Raw genomic sequence first — 18,151 nt, 5'->3', positions numbered from 1 at the left:
GCAGATAAGGTCTTGCCCGAGACAAAACCATAACTGCCACCATAGGATATGATTTAAGGCTGTGAGGTTTATGATGCTTTCGACTCCACACACCTTATTTTTGCAGAAGAGAATTCTTAACTGTGAATTTACTCAATATGAGTACTGAGCTAGCTGTTGTTTTCGTATTTTCATTCCTCTTTTTATTCGTTGCCCGGAAGGTAGCGAATAAAATCGGACTTGTTGATAAGCCAAATTTTCGTAAGCGTCACCAGGGACTGATCCCACTGGTGGGTGGGATCTCTGTATTTGCTGGCGTTTGCTTTGCCTTTCTGATCACCAGTTATACCATCCCCCATGGCTATCTTTACCTTGCCTGCGCCGGACTACTGGTATTAGTCGGTGGTCTGGATGACCGTTTCGATATCAGTGTCAAAACCCGGGCGATGGTTCAGGCTGTGGTCGCTGTTGCGATGATGAGTTTTGCTAACCTCACCCTTCGCAGCCTCGGACATCTGATTGGTCCCTGGGAAATGGTATTAGGCCCGTTTGGCTATCTTGTCACCCTGTTTGCCGTTTGGGCTGCTATTAATGCCTTCAACATGGTCGACGGTATTGATGGCTTACTGGGTGGCTTGTCTTGTGTCAGCTTTGGTTCGTTAGGCATTATCATGTACGACAGCGGACACATGGAACTCGCGTTCTGGTGCTTCGCGATGATTGCCGCGATCATCCCCTATATTTTACTCAATCTGGGTGTTTTAGGGCCCCGTTACAAAGTCTTTATGGGTGACGCTGGCAGCACGCTGATAGGGTTTACTGTCATCTGGATCCTCCTGCAAAGTACGCAAGGTGAATCTCATCCGATGAATCCGGTGACGGCACTTTGGCTTATCGCTATTCCCCTGATGGACATGGTTGCCATCATGTACCGACGCCTTCGCAAAGGAATGAGCCCGTTCTCAGCGGATCGTCAGCACATTCATCATTTGATCATGCGTGCAGGTTTTACTTCTCGCCAGGCTTTCGTCTTAATTACCGTCGCTGCCGCCATTCTGGCGGGGATTGGCGTGGTGGGCGAACATCTGAGTTTTGTTCCCGAATGGATAATGCTGGCTTTATTCTTCGTTGCCTTCCTGGTGTACGGCATTTGCATCAAGCACGCCTGGCGCGTGGCGCGGTTTATTAAACGGGTTAAAAGACGTTTGCGCCGTTCCTCTAATCAATAATCACTCTTTTAAGCAAGGGCATACTGGCTGTGGATAAACCAGAAATGATGAGAAACCAGAACGAACACGCCATCGAGAACGAGCTTGATATCCGTGGGTTGTGCTGCACTTTATGGAACGGAAAATTCTGGATTGCAGGTCTGGCGATACTCTTTGCCTTAATCGCCCTGGGTTCGTCTTACCTGATGAAACAGGAATGGAGTTCCACGGCGATCACGGATCGACCTACGGTCAATAATCTTTCGTCCTATTTCTCGCAGGCACAGTTTCTGCGTAATTTGGATGTGCATAACGCGCCGCAGTCAGACGCCAGCAGGCCACCCATTTCTGATGAAGCCTACAACGAGTTTGTCATGCAACTCGCGGCTTATGACACCCGCCGGGATTTCTGGCTGCATAGCCCTTATTACAAGCAACGTCAGGAAAATGATGCGCGTGCTGATGCCGTTTTGCTGGATGAAATGATCAATGACATTCAGTTTACTGCCCGTGATGTACCGAAAGTGCCGAACGATATTGTGAAACTCACTGCGGAAAACGCCGCTGATGCTAATAAGCTTTTACGCCAGTATGTCGATTTTGCCAGCCAGCGTGCTGCACAGCATCTGTATGATGAACTGGAAGGTGCGTGGGCGGCACGAACGCAGTCAATGAAAGCGCAGGTCAAACGTCAGGAAGAAGTTGCTCAGACTATTTTCAAGCGCACCACGCATAATACTGAGCAGGCACTGAAGATTGCTCAGCAGCAAAACATTCATAAAAGTGTGACTGACACCCCCGCTGAAGAATTACCGGATTCCGATATGTTCCTGCTGGGTGTGCCCATGCTCAAGGCCCGTCTTGAATTACTGCAAGCATCCGGTCCGGGGTATGATCTGGACTACGATCAGAACCGTGCGATGCTGTCGACCCTCAACGTCGGGCCAACGCTTACGGCAAAATTCCAGACTTATCGTTATTTGAGAACGCCTGAAGAACCTGTAAAACGTGACAGCCCGCGCCGGGCATTACTGATGATTATGTGGGGCATTGTCGGTGGTTTAATCGGGGCTGGCGTTGCCCTGACTCGCCGTAAAAATAAGAGAAACACATTGTGAAAGTGTTGACGATTTTTGGCACTCGTCCGGAGGCCATCAAAATGGCCCCGCTGGTGCTTGCTTTGTCGCAGGATGCGGCTTTTGAATCTAAAGTTTGTGTTACGGCTCAACACCGTGAAATGCTCGATCAAGTATTGCGCCTCTTTGAAATTACTCCGGATTATGATCTCAACATCATGAAACCAGGGCAGGGTCTGACAGAAATTACCAGCCGGATCCTGACCGGGCTTAAGCCTGTTCTGGATGAGTTCAGGCCTGACATTGTGCTGGTTCACGGTGATACCACCACGACGTTATCCGCCAGCCTTGCGGCGTTTTATCACCAGATCCCCGTCGGGCATGTTGAAGCAGGCCTGCGTACCGGAGATCTGTCTTCTCCGTGGCCGGAAGAAGGCAATCGCCTGTTAACAGGTCATCTGGCGAAATGGCACTTTGCGCCCACCGAGAATGCCAGTGCCAATTTGCAGCGGGAAAATATTGCCGGAGAGAATATTTTTGTCACTGGAAATACGGTGATTGATGCACTGCTCTGGGTTCGCGACCGCTTTAACAGCGATGCCTCGCTGGCCCAACAACTGGCTGATAACTATCCATTTCTTGATGTGAACAAAAAGCTGATTTTAGTGACGGGCCACCGCCGTGAAAGTTTTGGCGAAGGCTTTGAGCGGATTTGCTCGGCCCTGGCGGAAATTGCGTGCAAGCACCCTGATGTACAAATTGTTTATCCGGTGCATCTCAACCCCAATGTCAGCGAGCCGGTGAACCGCATTCTGCAAAGCATCGACAATATCGTGCTGATTGATCCTCAGGATTATCTGCCGTTCGTTTATCTGATGGATAAAGCCTATCTGATCCTGACCGACTCCGGCGGCGTGCAGGAAGAAGCGCCTTCACTGGGCAAGCCCGTGCTGGTGATGCGTGAAACCACAGAACGTCCGGAAGCGGTTGATGCCGGAACAGTCCGGCTGGTGGGTACAAATCCCGCTAAAATAGTCGAGGAAGTGAACCGTCTGCTGAACGATGAAAACGAATACAACAGCATGAGCCGGGCGCACAATCCTTACGGCGACGGGCATGCCTGCCGCCACATTCTTGACGCATTGAAAAATCATTGGGTATCACAATGAGTTTTAACACTATCTCTGTTATCGGACTGGGCTACATCGGTCTGCCAACCGCCGCCGCTTTTGCCTCACGCCAGAAAAAGGTGGTGGGTGTTGATATCAATCAGCATGCCGTGGAGACGATTAACCGCGGTGCGATCCACATTGTTGAACCCGATCTCGACCTTCTGGTCAGACAGGCGGTTGATGCGGGATTTTTGCGGGCAGTGACTCAGCCTGAACCTGCGGATGCTTTCCTGATCGCTGTCCCGACGCCATTTAAGGGCGATCATTTACCGGATATGAAATTCGTCGAATCTGCGGCACGTTCTCTGGCGCCGGTTCTGAAAAAAGGCGATCTGATCATTCTGGAATCCACGTCACCAGTGGGTGCGACAGAGCAAATGGCCGCCTGGCTGGCAGAAGTCCGCCCTGACCTGAGCTTCCCTCAGCAGGCCGGTGAGCAATCCGATATCAATATTGCCTATTGCCCGGAGCGCGTGTTGCCAGGGCAGGTGATGGTTGAACTGATTAAAAATGACCGCGTGATTGGCGGCATGACATCAGTTTGTTCACGGCGTGCCAGCGATTTGTATAACATTTTTCTCGAAGGCGAATGTGTTATTACCCACTCCCGCACTGCCGAAATGTGCAAGCTGACGGAAAACAGTTTCCGCGACGTAAACATTGCCTTTGCTAATGAATTGTCGCTGATTTGCGATGCGCAGGGCATTAACGTCTGGGAACTGATCAGCCTGGCGAACCGCCATCCGCGGGTAAATATTTTGCAGCCGGGGCCGGGTGTGGGCGGGCATTGTATTGCGGTTGATCCGTGGTTCATTGTTGCGCAAAACCCTGAGCTGGCAAGAATTATCCGCACGGCGCGTGAAGTGAACGACAGCAAACCGCACTGGGTGGTGGAGCGCGTGAAAGCGGCACTGGCAGATTGCCTGACTACCACGGGCAAACGTGCAGCCGACATCAAAATCGCCTGCTTTGGTCTGGCGTTTAAACCGAATATTGACGATCTCCGTGAAAGCCCGGCAGTGGAAGTGACGCACCTGATTGCCGACTGGCACGCCGGAGAAACCTGGGCGGTTGAGCCTAATGTGCATCAGCTTCCTGCTTCTCTGGCGGACAAAGTGACGTTACATCCCCTTGATCGCGCGCTGGAAGAAGCCGATCTGCTGGTGATGTTAGTCGATCACAAGCCGTTCAAAGCGATCCCTGCTGATCAGGTCCGGCAGTCATGGATTGTGGATACCAAAGGCGTATGGCGATAAACCTGCCTTTGCACGGCAATATCGCCCCGCTCGAATGGGAGAGTGATTTCTTCCAGCTCAACAGTGCGCGTCTGACGCCAGAGGCCTCTGCCGGTGAAATCACGCCGCAGAGGCTGGAACAATATGCGCTGGTGCAGTCGAAAGTGGATGCGTCACAAACGCACACGCTGGACGCACTTTCTGCGCTGGGTTTCCGGCTGGCAGAAGGTGAAACGGACATTTGTGTCGCGGTGACGACGCAAGATAATGCGCTGATGGCCGGGCGTCTGGCGGTACCGGACAATATTGCGGATGTGACCGCGATTGCCCGTCAGGCTTTTCATCTCAGCCGTTTTCGCGCGCCCTGGTATCAGCCTGATGACAGCGCCCGTTTCTATGCGATGTGGGCGGAAAAGGCGGTGCTGGGTACGTTCGACCATCTTTGTCTTTGGGCCGATGACGAGCAGGGCAATGCGCTGGGTTTTGTCACCTTGCGTCGTATTTCGCAAGACGAAGCAAGAATTGGCCTGCTGGCTGTCAGACCTGAATATCAGGGGCAGGGAGCGGGCAAAAAGTTAATGGCGGCTGCGAAAAAATGGTGTGCTGAACAGGGCGTGTCGCGAATGTATGTGGCCACGCAAACCGGCAATATCGCGGCCTTAAATCTTTATCTCGCCAGCGGTGGCAAAGTTATCCGCACGGCGTACTGGTTGTACAGGTGAAACGATGATCCCTTTTAATGCGCCACCGATTGCGGGTACTGAAATTGATTTCATGCGCGAGGCGATGAACAGCGGCAAACTGTGCGGTGACGGCGGGTTTACCCTGCGCTGCCAGAAATGGTTTGAACAGCGTTTCAACTGTCCGAAAGTTTTGCTCACGCCGTCTTGTACGGCCTCGCTGGAAATGGCCGCGTTGCTGCTGGATATTCAGCCCGGCGACGAAGTGATTATGCCGAGCTTCACGTTTGTTTCGACGGCCAATGCGTTCGTTTTGCGCGGTGCGAAGATCGTGTTTGTGGATGTCCGCCCGGATACCATGAATATTGATGAAACCCTGATTGAAGCGGCTATCACGGAAAGAACGAAAGTGATTGTCCCGGTGCATTACGCGGGCGTGGCCTGTGAAATGGACACCATTATGGCGCTCGCCGAAAAACATCATCTGTTTGTGGTGGAAGATGCCGCGCAGGGCGTGATGTCGACTTACAAAGGCAAAGCGCTGGGCACTATCGGCCATATCGGTTGCTTCAGTTTCCATGAAACCAAGAATTACACGGCGGGCGGCGAAGGCGGTGCCACGCTGATTAATGATCCGGCCCTGATTGATCGTGCTGAAATCATTCGTGAAAAAGGCACCAACCGCAGCCAGTTCTTCCGCGGTCAGGTGGATAAATACACCTGGCGTGATATCGGTTCCAGTTATCTGATGTCCGATTTGCAGGCTGCGTATCTGTGGGGAAATCTGGATGCGGCTGAAAAGATTAATCAGCGCCGTCTGGCAATCTGGAATCAGTATTATGAGGTGTTGCAGGATCTGGCCGATGCAGGCCGCATTCAGTTGCCTTCGGTTCCACAAGATTGTGTGCAAAACGCCCATATGTTCTATGTGCGCCTGAACGATATCGACGACCGCGACGCGTTTATTCGTCACATGAAAGCGGCCGATATTCTCACCGTATTCCATTACATCCCGCTGCATGCTTGTCCGGCGGGCGAAAATTTTGGTCGTTTCGCGGGTGTCGATCGTTTCACGACAAAAGAGAGTGAGCGGCTGGTGCGTTTACCGTTGTTTTACAACATGACCGATGACACGCAGCGCGTCGTGATTGCGGCCATGCTGCAATATTTCGCCTGATATGTCGCTGGCAAAAGCATCAGTCTGGACCGCCGGTTCTACGCTGATTAAAATTGGTGCCGGGTTGCTGGTGGTGAAATTGCTGGCCGTAACCTTCGGCCCTGAAGGCGTGGGGCAGGCAGGCAATTTCCGCCAGCTCGTAACCGTACTTGGCGTTCTGTCCGGTGCAGGTATTTTCAATGGTATAACCAAATACGTTGCCGAATATCATCAGGATCCTGAGCGGCTTAAAGCCGTACTCGGCACGTCGTCTTCGCTGATTTTGGGTTTCTCGACGCTGCTGGCCGCCATCTTTTTGCTGGCCGCCGGGCCCATCAGTGTCGGGTTGTTCGGGCACGATCGCTATCAGGCCGTTGTCCGGGCCGTGGCCTTTATCCAGATGGGCATTGCTTACGCCAACTACTTTCAGGCCATCCTGAAAGGTTATCGTGATGCGATGGGTAATGCGCTGGCCGTGATTGGCGGCAGTCTGATTGGTTTACTGGCCTATCTGTTGTGTTTCAAACTGGGTGGCTATGAAGGCGCGCTGGCCGGGCTGGCGCTGGTGCCTGCACTGGTAATACTCCCTGCGGGTGGCATGGTGTGGCGACGAAAATCCTTTCCGCTGGCCTACTTAAAACCGGGCTGGGATCGCTTTATCGCCAGCCATTTGGGGAAATTTACCCTGATGGCGCTGATCACGTCTGTTACGTTGCCCGTGGCGTATGTGATGATGCGAAATCTGCTGGCGGAGCATTACAGCTGGAAGGATGTGGGGATCTGGCAGGGCGTCAGCAGTATTTCTGATGCCTATTTGCAGTTTATCACCGCTTCTTTCAGCGTGTATTTATTGCCGACGTTATCGCGCATGACTGACAAACGCGATGTCTCGCGTGAAATCGTTAAGTCGCTAAAATTTGTTCTGCCCGCCGTGGCGGCCGTCAGTTTTACTGTCTGGCTGCTGCGCGACTTCGCCATCTGGTTGCTGTTTTCAACACAATTTATCGCAATGCGCGATTTGTTTGCCTGGCAGTTAGTCGGTGACGTACTGAAAGTCGGCTCGTATGTTTTTGGCTATCTGGTGATTGCGAGAGCGTCTCTGCGCTTTTACGTGCTGACTGAAATCAGCCAGTTTGCGTTACTGACGGGTTTTTCACATTGGTTGATCCCGATACGGGGTTCTCTTGGCGCCGCGCAAGCGTATATGGCGACGTATGTCGTTTATTTCGCCCTGTGCTGTACCGTATTTGTTATTTATCGTAGACGAGCATGACAACGCTGATTCACGTTTTGGGATCTGACATTCCCCACCATAATGTCACCGTGCTGCGCTTTTTTAATGATGTTCTGGCCGAATGTGCGCCTGAAAAGCTGATTTATCATTTTATGGTGGCGGCAGCGGATGCATCAGCATTTGCTGAATTCACTCGTCTGGATATTCGTGTTTATCCGGACAAAAAATCGCTGGCCGATGCGGTTATTTCCCGCGCCCAGGATCGCACACATCACTTCTTCTTCCATGGTCAGTTCAACCCGACGCTCTGGCTGGCGCTGCTGACCGGCAAAATTAAGTCGCAACAGGCCAGCTGGCACATCTGGGGTGCCGATCTTTATGAATCGGCAGGTGGTCTGAAATTCCGTCTGTTCTATCTGATGCGTCGTCTGGCACAGGGACGTATCGGCCATGTTTTCGCTACCCGCGGCGATCTGATTTATTTCCATCAGCGACATCCGCGTGTACCGTCCTCATTACTGTATTTTCCGACGCGCATGGATCCGTCACTGACGCTTCCAGCCGGTCAGCCTGAACCGACAGGGCCGATGACGGTGCTGGTCGGCAATTCCGGTGACCGCACTAACCGACATGTTGAAGCACTGCGTTCGTTGCATCAGCAGTTTGGTGCGGATATCCGGGTGATTATCCCGATGGGGTATCCGGCCAATAATCATGCGTACATCGACCAGGTTCACAGTGAAGCGTTGAAACTGTTTGCGCCCGAAAACATTGAAGTGATGACTGGCTCGATGCCTTTTGCTGATTATCTTGATGTGCTGCGCCGTTGCTCGCTGGGGTATTTTATTTTCGACCGCCAGCAGGGTATCGGGACGCAGTGTTTGCTGATTCAGTTCGGCGTGCCGTTTGTGGTAAGCCGTCAGAACCCGTTCTGGCAGGATTTGGCGGAGCAAAATCTGCCGGTACTGTTTTATGGTGATGCGCTGGATGCCAGAACCGTGGCCGAAGCGCGCCGTCAGTTGCTGAACACGGATCGGGAGAATATCGCCTTCTTCAACCCGAATTACATCGCGGGCTGGCAACAGGCATTACTGCTGGCGGCAGGAGAAACATCATGACAATGGCACAGCTTGGCGGCCTGTCTGTCGTTTATGCGTTCTCGCTGTTGTTCATTCTGACGCTGACTTATAAAGAATTCCGCCGCGTGCGTTTTAACTTCAACGTCCTGTTTTCGCTGTTGTATCTGCTGACATTTTATTTTGGTTTTCCGCTGACCTGTCTGCTGGTTTTCCAGTTCGATGTCAACGTCGTACCGGTTGAAAACCTGTTACAGGCGATGCTGGCCGCAACCTGTTTTTACGGTATTTATTATGTCAGCTATAAAACGCGGCTCAGGGCGAAACATGAAGGCCCGTCCCGCCCGCTGTTTACGATGAACCGTGTCGAAACCCATCTCACCTGGATGTTGCTGGCGCTGATTGCGGTGGTGACGGTTTCTATTTTCTTTGCGCATAACGGCTTTTTGCTGTTTAAGCTCAAGTCGTACAGCCAGATTTTTTCCAGTGATGTGTCCGGAGTTGCGCTTAAACGCTTCTTCTATTTCTTCCTGCCGGCGATGCTGGTGGTGTTCTTCCTCAAACCCAATCCGCAGCGCTGGCTGTTTTTCCTGGTGAGTACCGTCGCATTTGGCCTGCTGACGTACATCATCGTCGGCGGGACGCGCGCGAATATTATCATCGCGTTCGCACTGTTTTTGTTTATCGGCATTGTACGCGGCTGGATTAGTTTGTGGATGCTGGCGGCGGCAGGCGTACTGGGTATCGTTGGTATGTTCTGGCTGGCACTTAAACGCTACGGATTGAATGTCAGCGGCCCTGAGGCGATTTACACGTTCCTTTATCTGACGCGTGATACGTTCTCGCCATGGGAAAATCTGGGGCTGTTGCTGCAAAATTACGACAAAATTAGTTTTCAGGGGCTGGCGCCTATTGTCCGTGATTTCTACGTCTTTATCCCCGGCTGGCTGTGGCATGACCGTCCGGGCGTAGTGCTCAACACGGCCAACTATTTCACCTGGGATGTGCTCGACAACCATTCCGGTCTGGCCATTTCGCCGACGCTAATTGGCTCACTGGTTGTGATGGGCGGCGTTTGGTTTATCCCGCTTGGCGCAGTGGCTGTGGGCATGATCATTAAATGGTTCGACTGGCTTTATGAAAAAGGCAAAGCCGACACCAACATTTATAAGGCCGCCATTTTGCAAAGTTTTTGCTTTGGTGCTGTGTTCAATATGATCGTACTTGCCCGCGAAGGCGTGGATTCCTTTTTCTCGCGGGTGGTGTTTTTCTGTGTCGTATTCGGCGCCTGCCTGATTGTCGCAAAACTGTTGTACTGGATGTTTGACGCTGCCGGGCTGATACGTGCCAAAATGCCGGTCAGGAAAAACCTCATGGAGCCTTTGGCAGTAAGGAAGATGGATGAATTTGGAGAATAAAATCCCGCAATACGACATCCGTGGGATCCGCCTTTGGGGCTTTCGCAATATGGCGCATTTTCTCGATTATCTTTTTGCCGGTCATCAGGTGAAAAACGGTTCGCTGGTGGCGATAAATGCAGAGAAAGTGCTGACGGTCGAAAGCAATCCTGAAATGCGTACGCTGATCGAGCACGCGGAATTTAAGTACCCTGACGGGATCAGCATTGTGCGGGCTATACGGCGTAAATACCCGCAGTCACACGTCTCGCGTATCGCGGGTGCTGACCTCTGGGAAGGGTTGATGGAGCGAGCAGGCCGTGAAGGAACACCGGTCTTTCTGATAGGCGGTAAGCCGGAAGTACTGGCGCAGACAGAAGAAAAGCTGCGCGCCAAGTGGAACGTCAATATTGTCGGTAGCCAGAATGGTTATTTTGTGCCGGAACAGCGCGAGGCATTGTTCGAAAGGGTGAAAAGCAGCGGCGCGGCTATCGTGACCGTGGCAATGGGTTCACCAAAACAGGAAATCCTGATGCGCGATTGCCGCCTTGTGCATCCTGATGCGCTTTATATGGGCATCGGCGGAACCTATGACGTCTTTACCGGACATGTTAAACGTGCGCCTAAAATCTGGCAAAATCTGGGGCTGGAATGGCTCTACCGGTTGATTTTACAGCCGAGCCGTTTACGTCGTCAGCTCAAACTGCTTAAATTTATCCGTTATTACTACACCGGTCGTCTGTAATACTTGCGCCGTGGCTGATCTTCAGCGCGGCGTTTTACCTCTCATTTCACTCCATCGTTTACTGTCGTTTTCACCCTGACATGTCTACCCGTGCGGATCTTTCTCAATTGTGATTTGCAACTCATGCTGAAATGCGGAACCATAGCGCCGTTTTTCCGCCCTATATGGGCATCATCACAAATAAAAATAACATTTCGGTCATTCCGGAAGGCAAACACAATTAAAGAGAAACTGAGGAACTATGGCGAATCAAGAGGAAAAGGGTGGGCTACACCGGGGGCTTGAAGCGAGACATATTGAGCTGATAGCGCTCGGCGGCACCATCGGGGTTGGATTATTTATGGGCGCGGCCAGTACCCTGAAATGGGCCGGGCCGTCAGTATTGCTGGCCTATATTCTGGCGGGCGTGTTCGTCTTCTTTATCATGCGCTCGATGGGCGAGATGCTGCACCTGGAGCCCGTTGCCGGTTCGTTCGCCGTCTACGCCCATAAATATCTTGGGCCATATTACGGCTACCTGACCGCATGGAGTTACTGGTTTATGTGGATAGCAGTGGGGATTTCTGAAATCACCGCTATCGGAGTATACGCCCAATACTGGTTCCCGGATTTACCACAGTGGATCCCCGCGCTGATGGCTGTGGCGATTGTAGCCGCCGCGAACCTTGCCGCCGTTAAACTGTATGGCGAAATGGAGTTCTGGTTTGCGCTGATCAAAATCACTACCATCATTGTGATGATCGTGGTGGGGCTGGCGGTAATCTTCTTCGGCTTTGGCAATCACGGCGAAGCTGTCGGTTTTGCCAATCTGACCGCGCACGGTGGTTTCTTCGCAGGCGGCTGGAAAGGTTTCCTGTTTGCGCTGTGTATCGTTGTGGCGTCCTATCAGGGCGTGGAACTGGTGGGGATTACCGCAGGTGAAGCGAAGAATCCGCAGGTTACGCTCAAACGCGCTATCAACAATATCCTGTGGCGTATCCTGATTTTCTACGTCGGTGCGATTTTCGTCATCATCACCATTTTCCCATGGAACGAAATGGGCACACACGGCAGCCCGTTTGTCCTGACATTCGCGAAGATTGGCATTGCTTCGGCGGCTGGCATTATCAACTTCGTGGTGCTGACGGCGGCGTTGTCCGGCTGTAACAGCGGTATGTACAGCTGCGGACGTATGCTTTATGCACTGTCGAAGAATCGGCAGTTGCCTGCGTTTCTGAGCAATGTCTCGAAAAGTGGTGTGCCGGTTTACGGTATTGCCATCACCATTTTGTGTCTGCTGGTCGGTTCGTGCCTGAACTACATCATCCCGAATCCTGAGAAAGTGTTCGTGTATGTCTACAGTGCCAGCGTACTGCCGGGCATGGTGCCGTGGTTTGTGGTGCTGATCAGTCAGTTACGTTTCCGTGATGCACATAAAGAGAAACTGAAAAACCATCCGTTTAAATCGGTTCTCTTCCCTTATACCAACTACCTGACGCTGATTTTCCTGGCATGTGTGCTGGTCGGTATGGCGATTAATCCGGATACGCGGGTTTCTTTACTGGTCGGCGGTATTTTTATCGCGGCAGTCTCGCTGATATACTTCGGTCTCGGCATGCATAAGCGCGCTGCGCTGACGGCAGAAAAAGCAAAATAACGTCGTAAGTCACGGGTGGGGAAGGCAAGATGCTTACTTTTACTGCGTATTGGATAAAGCGTAATCAAACGCAATATTTCTGATAAAAAGCACTAGACAGCCAAGCGTTAAAACCGTAGTATCCCCACCCGCAACGGCGCTAAGCGCCCGTAGCTCAGCTGGATAGAGCGCTGCCCTCCGGAGGCAGAGGTCTCAGGTTCGAATCCTGTCGGGCGCACCATTTAGTATGCGCTAGAGTTGCGGTGGAATGTTGAAGTCAGACAATTCACGTTAGTTAGAGATATGGTGGCTATAGCTCAGTTGGTAGAGCCCTGGATTGTGATTCCAGTTGTCGTGGGTTCGAGTCCCATTAGCCACCCCACTCTAAAAATGATTTTGTGATTGTGACATGCGATGGTGGCGGAATTGGTAGACGCGCTAGCTTCAGGTGTTAGTGTCCTTCGGATGTGAGGGTTCGAGTCCCTCCCTTCGCACCACACACAAAATACATTTAAATGATGCAGTTAGCGTCAGAAAGTAGTAAGATGCACGACATCGGCGAGTAGCGCAGCTTGGTAGCGCAACTGGTTTGGGACCAGTGGGTCGGAGGTTCGAATCCTCTCTCGCCGACCACATTCGAAGAAACCTGCTTTTTTAAAGCAGGTTTTTTTTCGTCTGGAGTTTCTCAACTCACCCTGTTGTTTATCTGCGACATTCCGCTGTATGCCTGTCTCTTGCAGGAGACACTTATCTTATTGATAAATAAAGCTTCACATAAGCTGACATTCACACGTCGCTCACTGGCGACAGAATGGCGGTTTAACGGGAAGTCTCTGGCTTTCCAAAAATTGACTGCTGAGGGTTAGTGAAAATAAAGCTGTTAATTATCAGTTAAATAAAAAATTTTAAACGGACTCTTGCCATATTGGCACGCGTCCTGCAATATTCTCGCCGTAGATGCTCATTCCACCTATTATGTTTGCTCCGGCTTCATAAACCTGGGAATGATGCAGAGCCAATTTACAGTGCCTATTGTCATCCTGACCGATAACGCGCAAGCGCTATCATCCAGAAGGCAAAACGTTGAGTGAGGCACTAAATCTGTTGTCCTAGACCTGATTGTTTTTAGACACTTGTCTTCCAGACAAGTGTTTTTTTTGTCTGAAATTTACGACCGACATAAAAAAGGCTCCCGAAGGAGCCTTTTACAGACAGCAAGGTTATTACTGTTGCTGCGAATTATTCAGGGTTAGCATCAGCCCTTCACGGCGCATCTCCGCTGCTTCTGCCGGTTTATGCAGCTTGTCCAGCGCATCAGCCAGCCAGGCGTAATCATACGCGTCAGGACGCTGTTTCAGCGCCTCACGGAAGGCTTCGCTCGCCTGTTGCCATTCACCGTGTTTCATCAGCAACTGACCTAGCGTGCTGCTCAGCAGCGGCGTTGTGCCATTCTGTTTGATCAACTGACGCAGTGTTTTTTCCAGTTGCTCAGGATTACCCGAACGCAGCTTCGGCATCAGCGCGACCAGCCGATCGTCGTACTGGCGTTTCAGCCCGTCGAGGATCACTTCCTGTGCCAGATCCTGATCGTTGCATTCAATCAGATGCGTTGCCATTGCGACCTGCAGGGCCACTTCATGACGGGTTTTACGGCTCTGATCTTTCCACCAGCGCTTCAGGCCTTCGCTGCCTTCTTCAGCCATCAGCTGATTCATCATGCCGATATAAGCCTGCTCCTGAAGCACACGAATTTCATCGTCGGTATGAATATCGGCTTTCGCCATCGACGGTAAAATCTCCAGCAGTGAACCGTAAGCGCCGGTCAGAAGATAAGCCTGCTCTGCCAGACGTAAAACTTCCGGATGACGTGGCGACTGACCCAGCAAACGGTCAACGCCGTGGCGTGCTGCGTGAACTTCACCTCTGGCCAGCTGGATACGTACGCGGGTGATATCGACCGGCATCTGGTCGATATCCGCGATTTCTGCCGCCCGCTCCAGATACTGATTGGTGCGGATATCGTCGCCGCGCTGCTGCGCCGCTTCCGCTGCCAGTAAATAGTTCACCACCGGCTGTTCGGCGTGATCAGCATTGCGCGCCAGCAATTTCTCCATCTGACGATGATCGCCTTCCGCCAGCTTGAGCATAGCTGCGTGAGTTTGCTTACGCGCTTTAGAGCTTTTGCGCCCGGCAAACCAGCCGCGGGTACGGGCACCGGTACGCAGAACGCGGCGCAGGATCCATTCAATCAAGAACAGCACCACAATCAGCACGATCAGCATGATGACTAAACCGGTGACGCTGGTTTCAATATTGTAATTGTCGGTTTGGATCAGGACATAGCCCTGATGGCCGGCCAGAATCGGGCCGACAATAATCCCGGCAAACACAATCAGGAACAACACGAAAACTCGTAACATGTGTTATTCCCCCTGCGTGGCGGCGGCGGGCTGCTGAAGCAGGTTACGCACGCGGGTCTGCATCAGTTTTTCCAGCATCGGCTGGCTTTTCAGCTCCTCCGGCACGTCCATCGAAACAGATTGCTGGCTGAGATTGTCCAGTTCTTCAAGAAACGCTTTGGTCGAAGGATCGGACGTATCAAAGTAGGCGCGAACCCAGGTTGAGACGCTTTCCAGCGACTGTTTGTAGACTTCATCCTGATGACGCGGAACGGCTTGTGCGGCAATCAGCAGACGCGAGCGAATATTCTCGCGCAGGTACACATCCTGATTCGGTGCCAGGAGCGGTTCTGCGCTGCTATCACGGCGGCGAATGGTGATGAAGTCATCCATAAAGTTGTGCCAGCTTTTGGTCAGGTTCTGACGCCATTCGGTCAGAGAGCTGGACAAGCTGGAACTGTCATTGTCCATCGGGGAATCGTCAGTATCATTGTCGGCCAGACGCAGGTTATCCACCTGATTCGATAGCTGATTCAGCTTGAGAATGATGCCGTCGAAATCGACCTGCGCAACGGCAGAAAGGCTGCCCACGTCTTCGTTCAGCGCACGGCGCACGTCAATCAGGCTCGGATCGTTCATGTCGGCCAGGCTGGCATCTGCGCTTTTCAGCAGTGCGGCAGCGGTGGTGACATCCTGATCGCTCCACAATTTGCGGCCAGCGAGTTTCACCAGATAATCGGCCTGCGCCAGTAACCAGGTTTTGGCATCGCTGCCGGAAATGCTGGCGACTTTGTCTTGTAGCTCATTTAGCTGACGACCAAACGAAGCCTGCTGACGATCGGCCTCTTGCCGGGTTTTTTGCTGCTGAGCGAGCAGATCAGCGATTTGTTGTTTGTCCTGCTGCTGGGTTTTTTGCAGCGCATCGAGTTGTTCAGAAAGCGCTTCATCTGAGGCAACCTGCGCCAGCGACTGCTGGTGGCCGTGATAATAGAGACCGGCGCCAAGCGCGATCACCAATACAATTGCTATAGCACCCAGTACCGGCACGGTGCGTTGCTTTTTCTGCAACGTTTTCAGCGTCTTGTCCAGGTCGGAAGCGTCTGGCTGGGGGCTCTCAACCGCTGGGGAGACAACAACATTCTCATCCGGCGCGGAAGGATTTTTTTGTTCCGTCATTTTGGCACATCCCTTAGTCAGGTAGTTGTAATGCGCGGATCAGCGCATCATTGTCTGCATTCTCAGCAACCCGAATTGCGCTCCAGCCAAGCTGGCGTGCAAGGGCTGCCAAACGTTCACTGACCACCACCAGATTACAGCGCAGTAACCATGAATTTCGATAGTAATCAGGAACTAACTGGTACAACTGTTGCAGCATTTCTCCGCTGGTCACGACCAGCGTATCAACTCCGGCCCGTTGCCAGAGTGCACTCTGTTCACTGGCATCGTAGTAAACCGGGCTGCGCTGATAACATTCGCAGTAGGTGACATCGACACCGCGTTCTGTCAGCGTTTCGGCTAACAGCTCCCGTCCGCCATTACCGCGTAATATCAGCGCTTTTTTACCCTGTATGCGTTGCAATGCCGGAAGATTCAATAACGTCTCGCTGGTTTCGCCATCCTGAGGATAGAGAACCGGCAGGCTGCTGACCCGGTGGAAAATCAGGCCAGTGGTGCGACCAATGGCAAAATAATTCACGGTGTCCGGCCAGTTTGTGGCGGACTGGCGCAAAGCCCGGTCAGCGTAACTGACGGCATGTTGCGAGAGCACGAACACCAGATCTTGCTGATTTAATGAGGATAGCAGGTTCGGAAGCGATGCGAGCTGGTTCCCCGGTGCAAAATCAATCAGCGGGGAATGGAAGGCAACCCGCCCCAGAGCGCGCAGCCGGCTAACCAGTGCTTCTCCTGCCGGAGAGGGGCGGGTGACCAGAATGGTCATTTAGGCACGTTCCCCTGATAGACCTCATGCAGGATTTCGCGCGCGCCGTTGGCGAGCAGCTCTTCTGCCAGGTCGACACCCATGCGGTGCGCGTTAGCGGCCGGACCGCGACGTTCTCCACACACCATCTGGCTGCCATCCGGTGCGCCGACCAACGCACGAAGCCAGAGCTCGTCACCTTCCAGCTCGGCATAGCTGCCGATTGGCACCTGACATCCCCCTTCAAGACGCATATTCATTGCCCGTTCAGCTTGCACACGTAACGTGGTTTCACGGTGCGCCAGTGGTGCCAGCAAGTCGCGGGTAGTTTGATCGTCAAGGCGGCATTCGATACCGACGGCACCTTGTCCTACAGCGGGCAGACACTCTTCCGGTGTCAGTGCGTAAGTGATGCGGTTTTCCAGACCCAGACGTTTCAGGCCAGCGACAGCCAGAATAATGGCATCGTATTCACCGTTATCGAGTTTGGATAAGCGGGTGCCCACATTGCCGCGCAGATCACGGATCATCAGATCAGGACGTTTCTGACGCAACTGACACTGACGGCGCAGGCTCGATGTTCCGACAATACTGCCTTGTGGCAAATCCGCCAGACTGGCGTACTGATTGGAGACGAAAGCATCGCGCGGGTCTTCGCGTTCACAAATAGTGACCAGTCCCAGACCTTCCGGGAACTCTACCGGCACGTCTTTCATGGAATGCACGGCGATATCCGCACGGCCATCGAGCATCGCCAGTTCAAGCTCTTTGACGAACAAACCTTTGCCACCCACTTTGGCCAGCGGGGTATCTAAAATGATATCGCCTTTGGTCACCATTGGAACCAGTTCCACCTGCAAACCGGGATGACAGGCCATCAGCCGGCTTTGAACATATTGTGCCTGCCACAAAGCCAGCGGGCTCTGGCGGGTGGCAATTCGAATGATTTTGTCTAACATGTTTGATACCGTTTAACTGTCTCTGTGCCCATCCTACCACTGACAATAGAAAGCTGTCAGCGTAAGAAGCCATTCGTAAAAGAAGGTTAACGGGTGTTGAAGAGATTTGTTCCGTTTCGGAACAGACGGTAAAATCCAGAGAAGCGGAAGAGTAATTGTGGTGCGTTACTTTCTTTACGGTCAAACAGCAAGGTGTTAAATTGATCACGTTTCCAGCAATTATTCGTCAACTATTTGCACAATCGCGGTTGTTCAAAGCATAAGCATCACGATAAATGACGGATTTGGAACGGGGTTCTTTC

The 18,151-nt window shown here is 52.3% G+C and carries 15 protein-coding genes and 4 tRNA genes; 15 read left to right on the top strand and 4 right to left on the bottom strand.

Annotated features, from left to right (window positions below):
- Positions 1 to 122: 122 nt before the first annotated feature.
- The 15 genes from wecA to ABIC79_RS22970 all read left to right on the top strand — a co-directional run bounded on the left by wecA (position 123) and on the right by ABIC79_RS22970 (position 13,206).
- Positions 123 to 1,208: a UDP-N-acetylglucosamine--undecaprenyl-phosphate N-acetylglucosaminephosphotransferase gene (wecA, locus tag ABIC79_RS23040; protein WP_015690588.1), complete on the top strand. Its 1,086-nt coding sequence runs from the start codon at positions 123 to 125 to the stop codon at positions 1,206 to 1,208.
- Between the two features lie 44 nt (positions 1,209 to 1,252).
- Entirely contained in the window at positions 1,253 to 2,305 is a 1,053-nt protein-coding gene (gene wzzE / locus ABIC79_RS23035; RefSeq protein WP_013577534.1) for an ECA polysaccharide chain length modulation protein, read from the top strand.
- A complete protein-coding gene (gene wecB, locus ABIC79_RS23030) occupies positions 2,302 to 3,432 on the top strand; it encodes a non-hydrolyzing UDP-N-acetylglucosamine 2-epimerase (RefSeq protein ID WP_037035449.1) in 1,131 nt (376 codons plus the stop codon). The genes wzzE and wecB overlap by 4 nt, the downstream gene beginning before the upstream one ends.
- The gene (wecC, locus tag ABIC79_RS23025) at positions 3,429 to 4,691 is read left to right on the top strand and encodes a UDP-N-acetyl-D-mannosamine dehydrogenase (RefSeq protein ID WP_112152381.1); all 1,263 of its coding nucleotides are present in this window, start codon (positions 3,429 to 3,431) and stop codon (positions 4,689 to 4,691) included. The genes wecB and wecC overlap by 4 nt, the downstream gene beginning before the upstream one ends.
- Positions 4,658 to 5,392, top strand: a complete 735-nt coding sequence (gene rffC / locus ABIC79_RS23020; RefSeq protein ID WP_112152380.1) for a dTDP-4-amino-4,6-dideoxy-D-galactose acyltransferase — start codon at positions 4,658 to 4,660, stop codon at positions 5,390 to 5,392. Before wecC ends, rffC begins: the two co-directional genes overlap by 34 nt.
- A gap of 4 nt (positions 5,393 to 5,396) precedes the next feature.
- Positions 5,397 to 6,527 (top strand): dTDP-4-amino-4,6-dideoxygalactose transaminase, encoded by a 1,131-nt coding sequence (gene rffA / locus ABIC79_RS23015; protein ID WP_241916839.1) that lies wholly within the window; start codon positions 5,397 to 5,399, stop codon positions 6,525 to 6,527.
- Position 6,528: 1 nt separating this feature from the next.
- Positions 6,529 to 7,779 (top strand): lipid III flippase WzxE, encoded by a 1,251-nt coding sequence (wzxE, locus tag ABIC79_RS23010; RefSeq protein WP_112152378.1) that lies wholly within the window; start codon positions 6,529 to 6,531, stop codon positions 7,777 to 7,779.
- Entirely contained in the window at positions 7,776 to 8,858 is a 1,083-nt protein-coding gene (locus ABIC79_RS23005; protein WP_013577528.1) for a TDP-N-acetylfucosamine:lipid II N-acetylfucosaminyltransferase, read from the top strand. The genes wzxE and ABIC79_RS23005 overlap by 4 nt, the downstream gene beginning before the upstream one ends.
- Complete coding sequence (wzyE, locus tag ABIC79_RS23000; protein WP_112198178.1) at positions 8,855 to 10,234, top strand: ECA oligosaccharide polymerase; 1,380 nt, start codon at positions 8,855 to 8,857, stop codon at positions 10,232 to 10,234. The genes ABIC79_RS23005 and wzyE overlap by 4 nt, the downstream gene beginning before the upstream one ends.
- Positions 10,218 to 10,958 carry a lipopolysaccharide N-acetylmannosaminouronosyltransferase gene (wecG, locus tag ABIC79_RS22995; RefSeq protein WP_013577526.1) on the top strand — a complete coding sequence of 247 codons (741 nt, stop codon included), beginning with the start codon at positions 10,218 to 10,220 and terminating at the stop codon, positions 10,956 to 10,958. The genes wzyE and wecG overlap by 17 nt, the downstream gene beginning before the upstream one ends.
- 241 nt (positions 10,959 to 11,199) lie before the next feature.
- Positions 11,200 to 12,594 carry a bifunctional threonine/serine APC transporter ThrP gene (thrP, locus tag ABIC79_RS22990; protein ID WP_013577525.1) on the top strand — a complete coding sequence of 465 codons (1,395 nt, stop codon included), beginning with the start codon at positions 11,200 to 11,202 and terminating at the stop codon, positions 12,592 to 12,594.
- A gap of 143 nt (positions 12,595 to 12,737) precedes the next feature.
- Positions 12,738 to 12,814: transfer RNA gene (locus tag ABIC79_RS22985), tRNA-Arg, on the top strand.
- A 65-nt stretch (positions 12,815 to 12,879) separates the two neighbouring features.
- Positions 12,880 to 12,955 (top strand) — tRNA-His (locus ABIC79_RS22980).
- 29 nt (positions 12,956 to 12,984) lie between these two features.
- Positions 12,985 to 13,070 (top strand) — tRNA-Leu (locus ABIC79_RS22975).
- Positions 13,071 to 13,129: 59 nt separating this feature from the next.
- Positions 13,130 to 13,206: transfer RNA gene (locus ABIC79_RS22970), tRNA-Pro, on the top strand.
- 590 nt (positions 13,207 to 13,796) lie between these two features.
- Here ABIC79_RS22970 and hemY read toward each other — a convergent pair.
- Genes hemY through hemC form a run of 4 tightly spaced genes read right to left on the bottom strand, consistent with a single transcriptional unit; the run spans position 13,797 to position 17,849 of the window.
- Positions 13,797 to 14,993: a protoheme IX biogenesis protein HemY gene (hemY, locus tag ABIC79_RS22965; protein WP_013577524.1), complete on the bottom strand. Its 1,197-nt coding sequence runs from the start codon at positions 14,991 to 14,993 to the stop codon at positions 13,797 to 13,799.
- 3 nt (positions 14,994 to 14,996) lie between these two features.
- Positions 14,997 to 16,148, bottom strand: coding sequence for a uroporphyrinogen-III C-methyltransferase (gene hemX / locus ABIC79_RS22960; protein ID WP_121020200.1), 1,152 nt, complete (start codon positions 16,146 to 16,148; stop codon positions 14,997 to 14,999).
- Between the two features lie 13 nt (positions 16,149 to 16,161).
- A complete protein-coding gene (hemD, locus tag ABIC79_RS22955) occupies positions 16,162 to 16,911 on the bottom strand; it encodes a uroporphyrinogen-III synthase (RefSeq protein WP_037035461.1) in 750 nt (249 codons plus the stop codon).
- Entirely contained in the window at positions 16,908 to 17,849 is a 942-nt protein-coding gene (gene hemC / locus ABIC79_RS22950; protein ID WP_013577521.1) for a hydroxymethylbilane synthase, read from the bottom strand. Before hemC ends, hemD begins: the two co-directional genes overlap by 4 nt.
- Positions 17,850 to 18,151 lie beyond the last annotated feature (302 nt).

This window comes from Rahnella sp. 2050 (assembly GCF_040544515.1).
Classification (GTDB): domain Bacteria; phylum Pseudomonadota; class Gammaproteobacteria; order Enterobacterales; family Enterobacteriaceae; genus Rahnella; species Rahnella aceris.
Note: the sequence above shows the minus strand (reverse complement) of the source record. Positions and strands in the feature narration are given on the sequence as shown.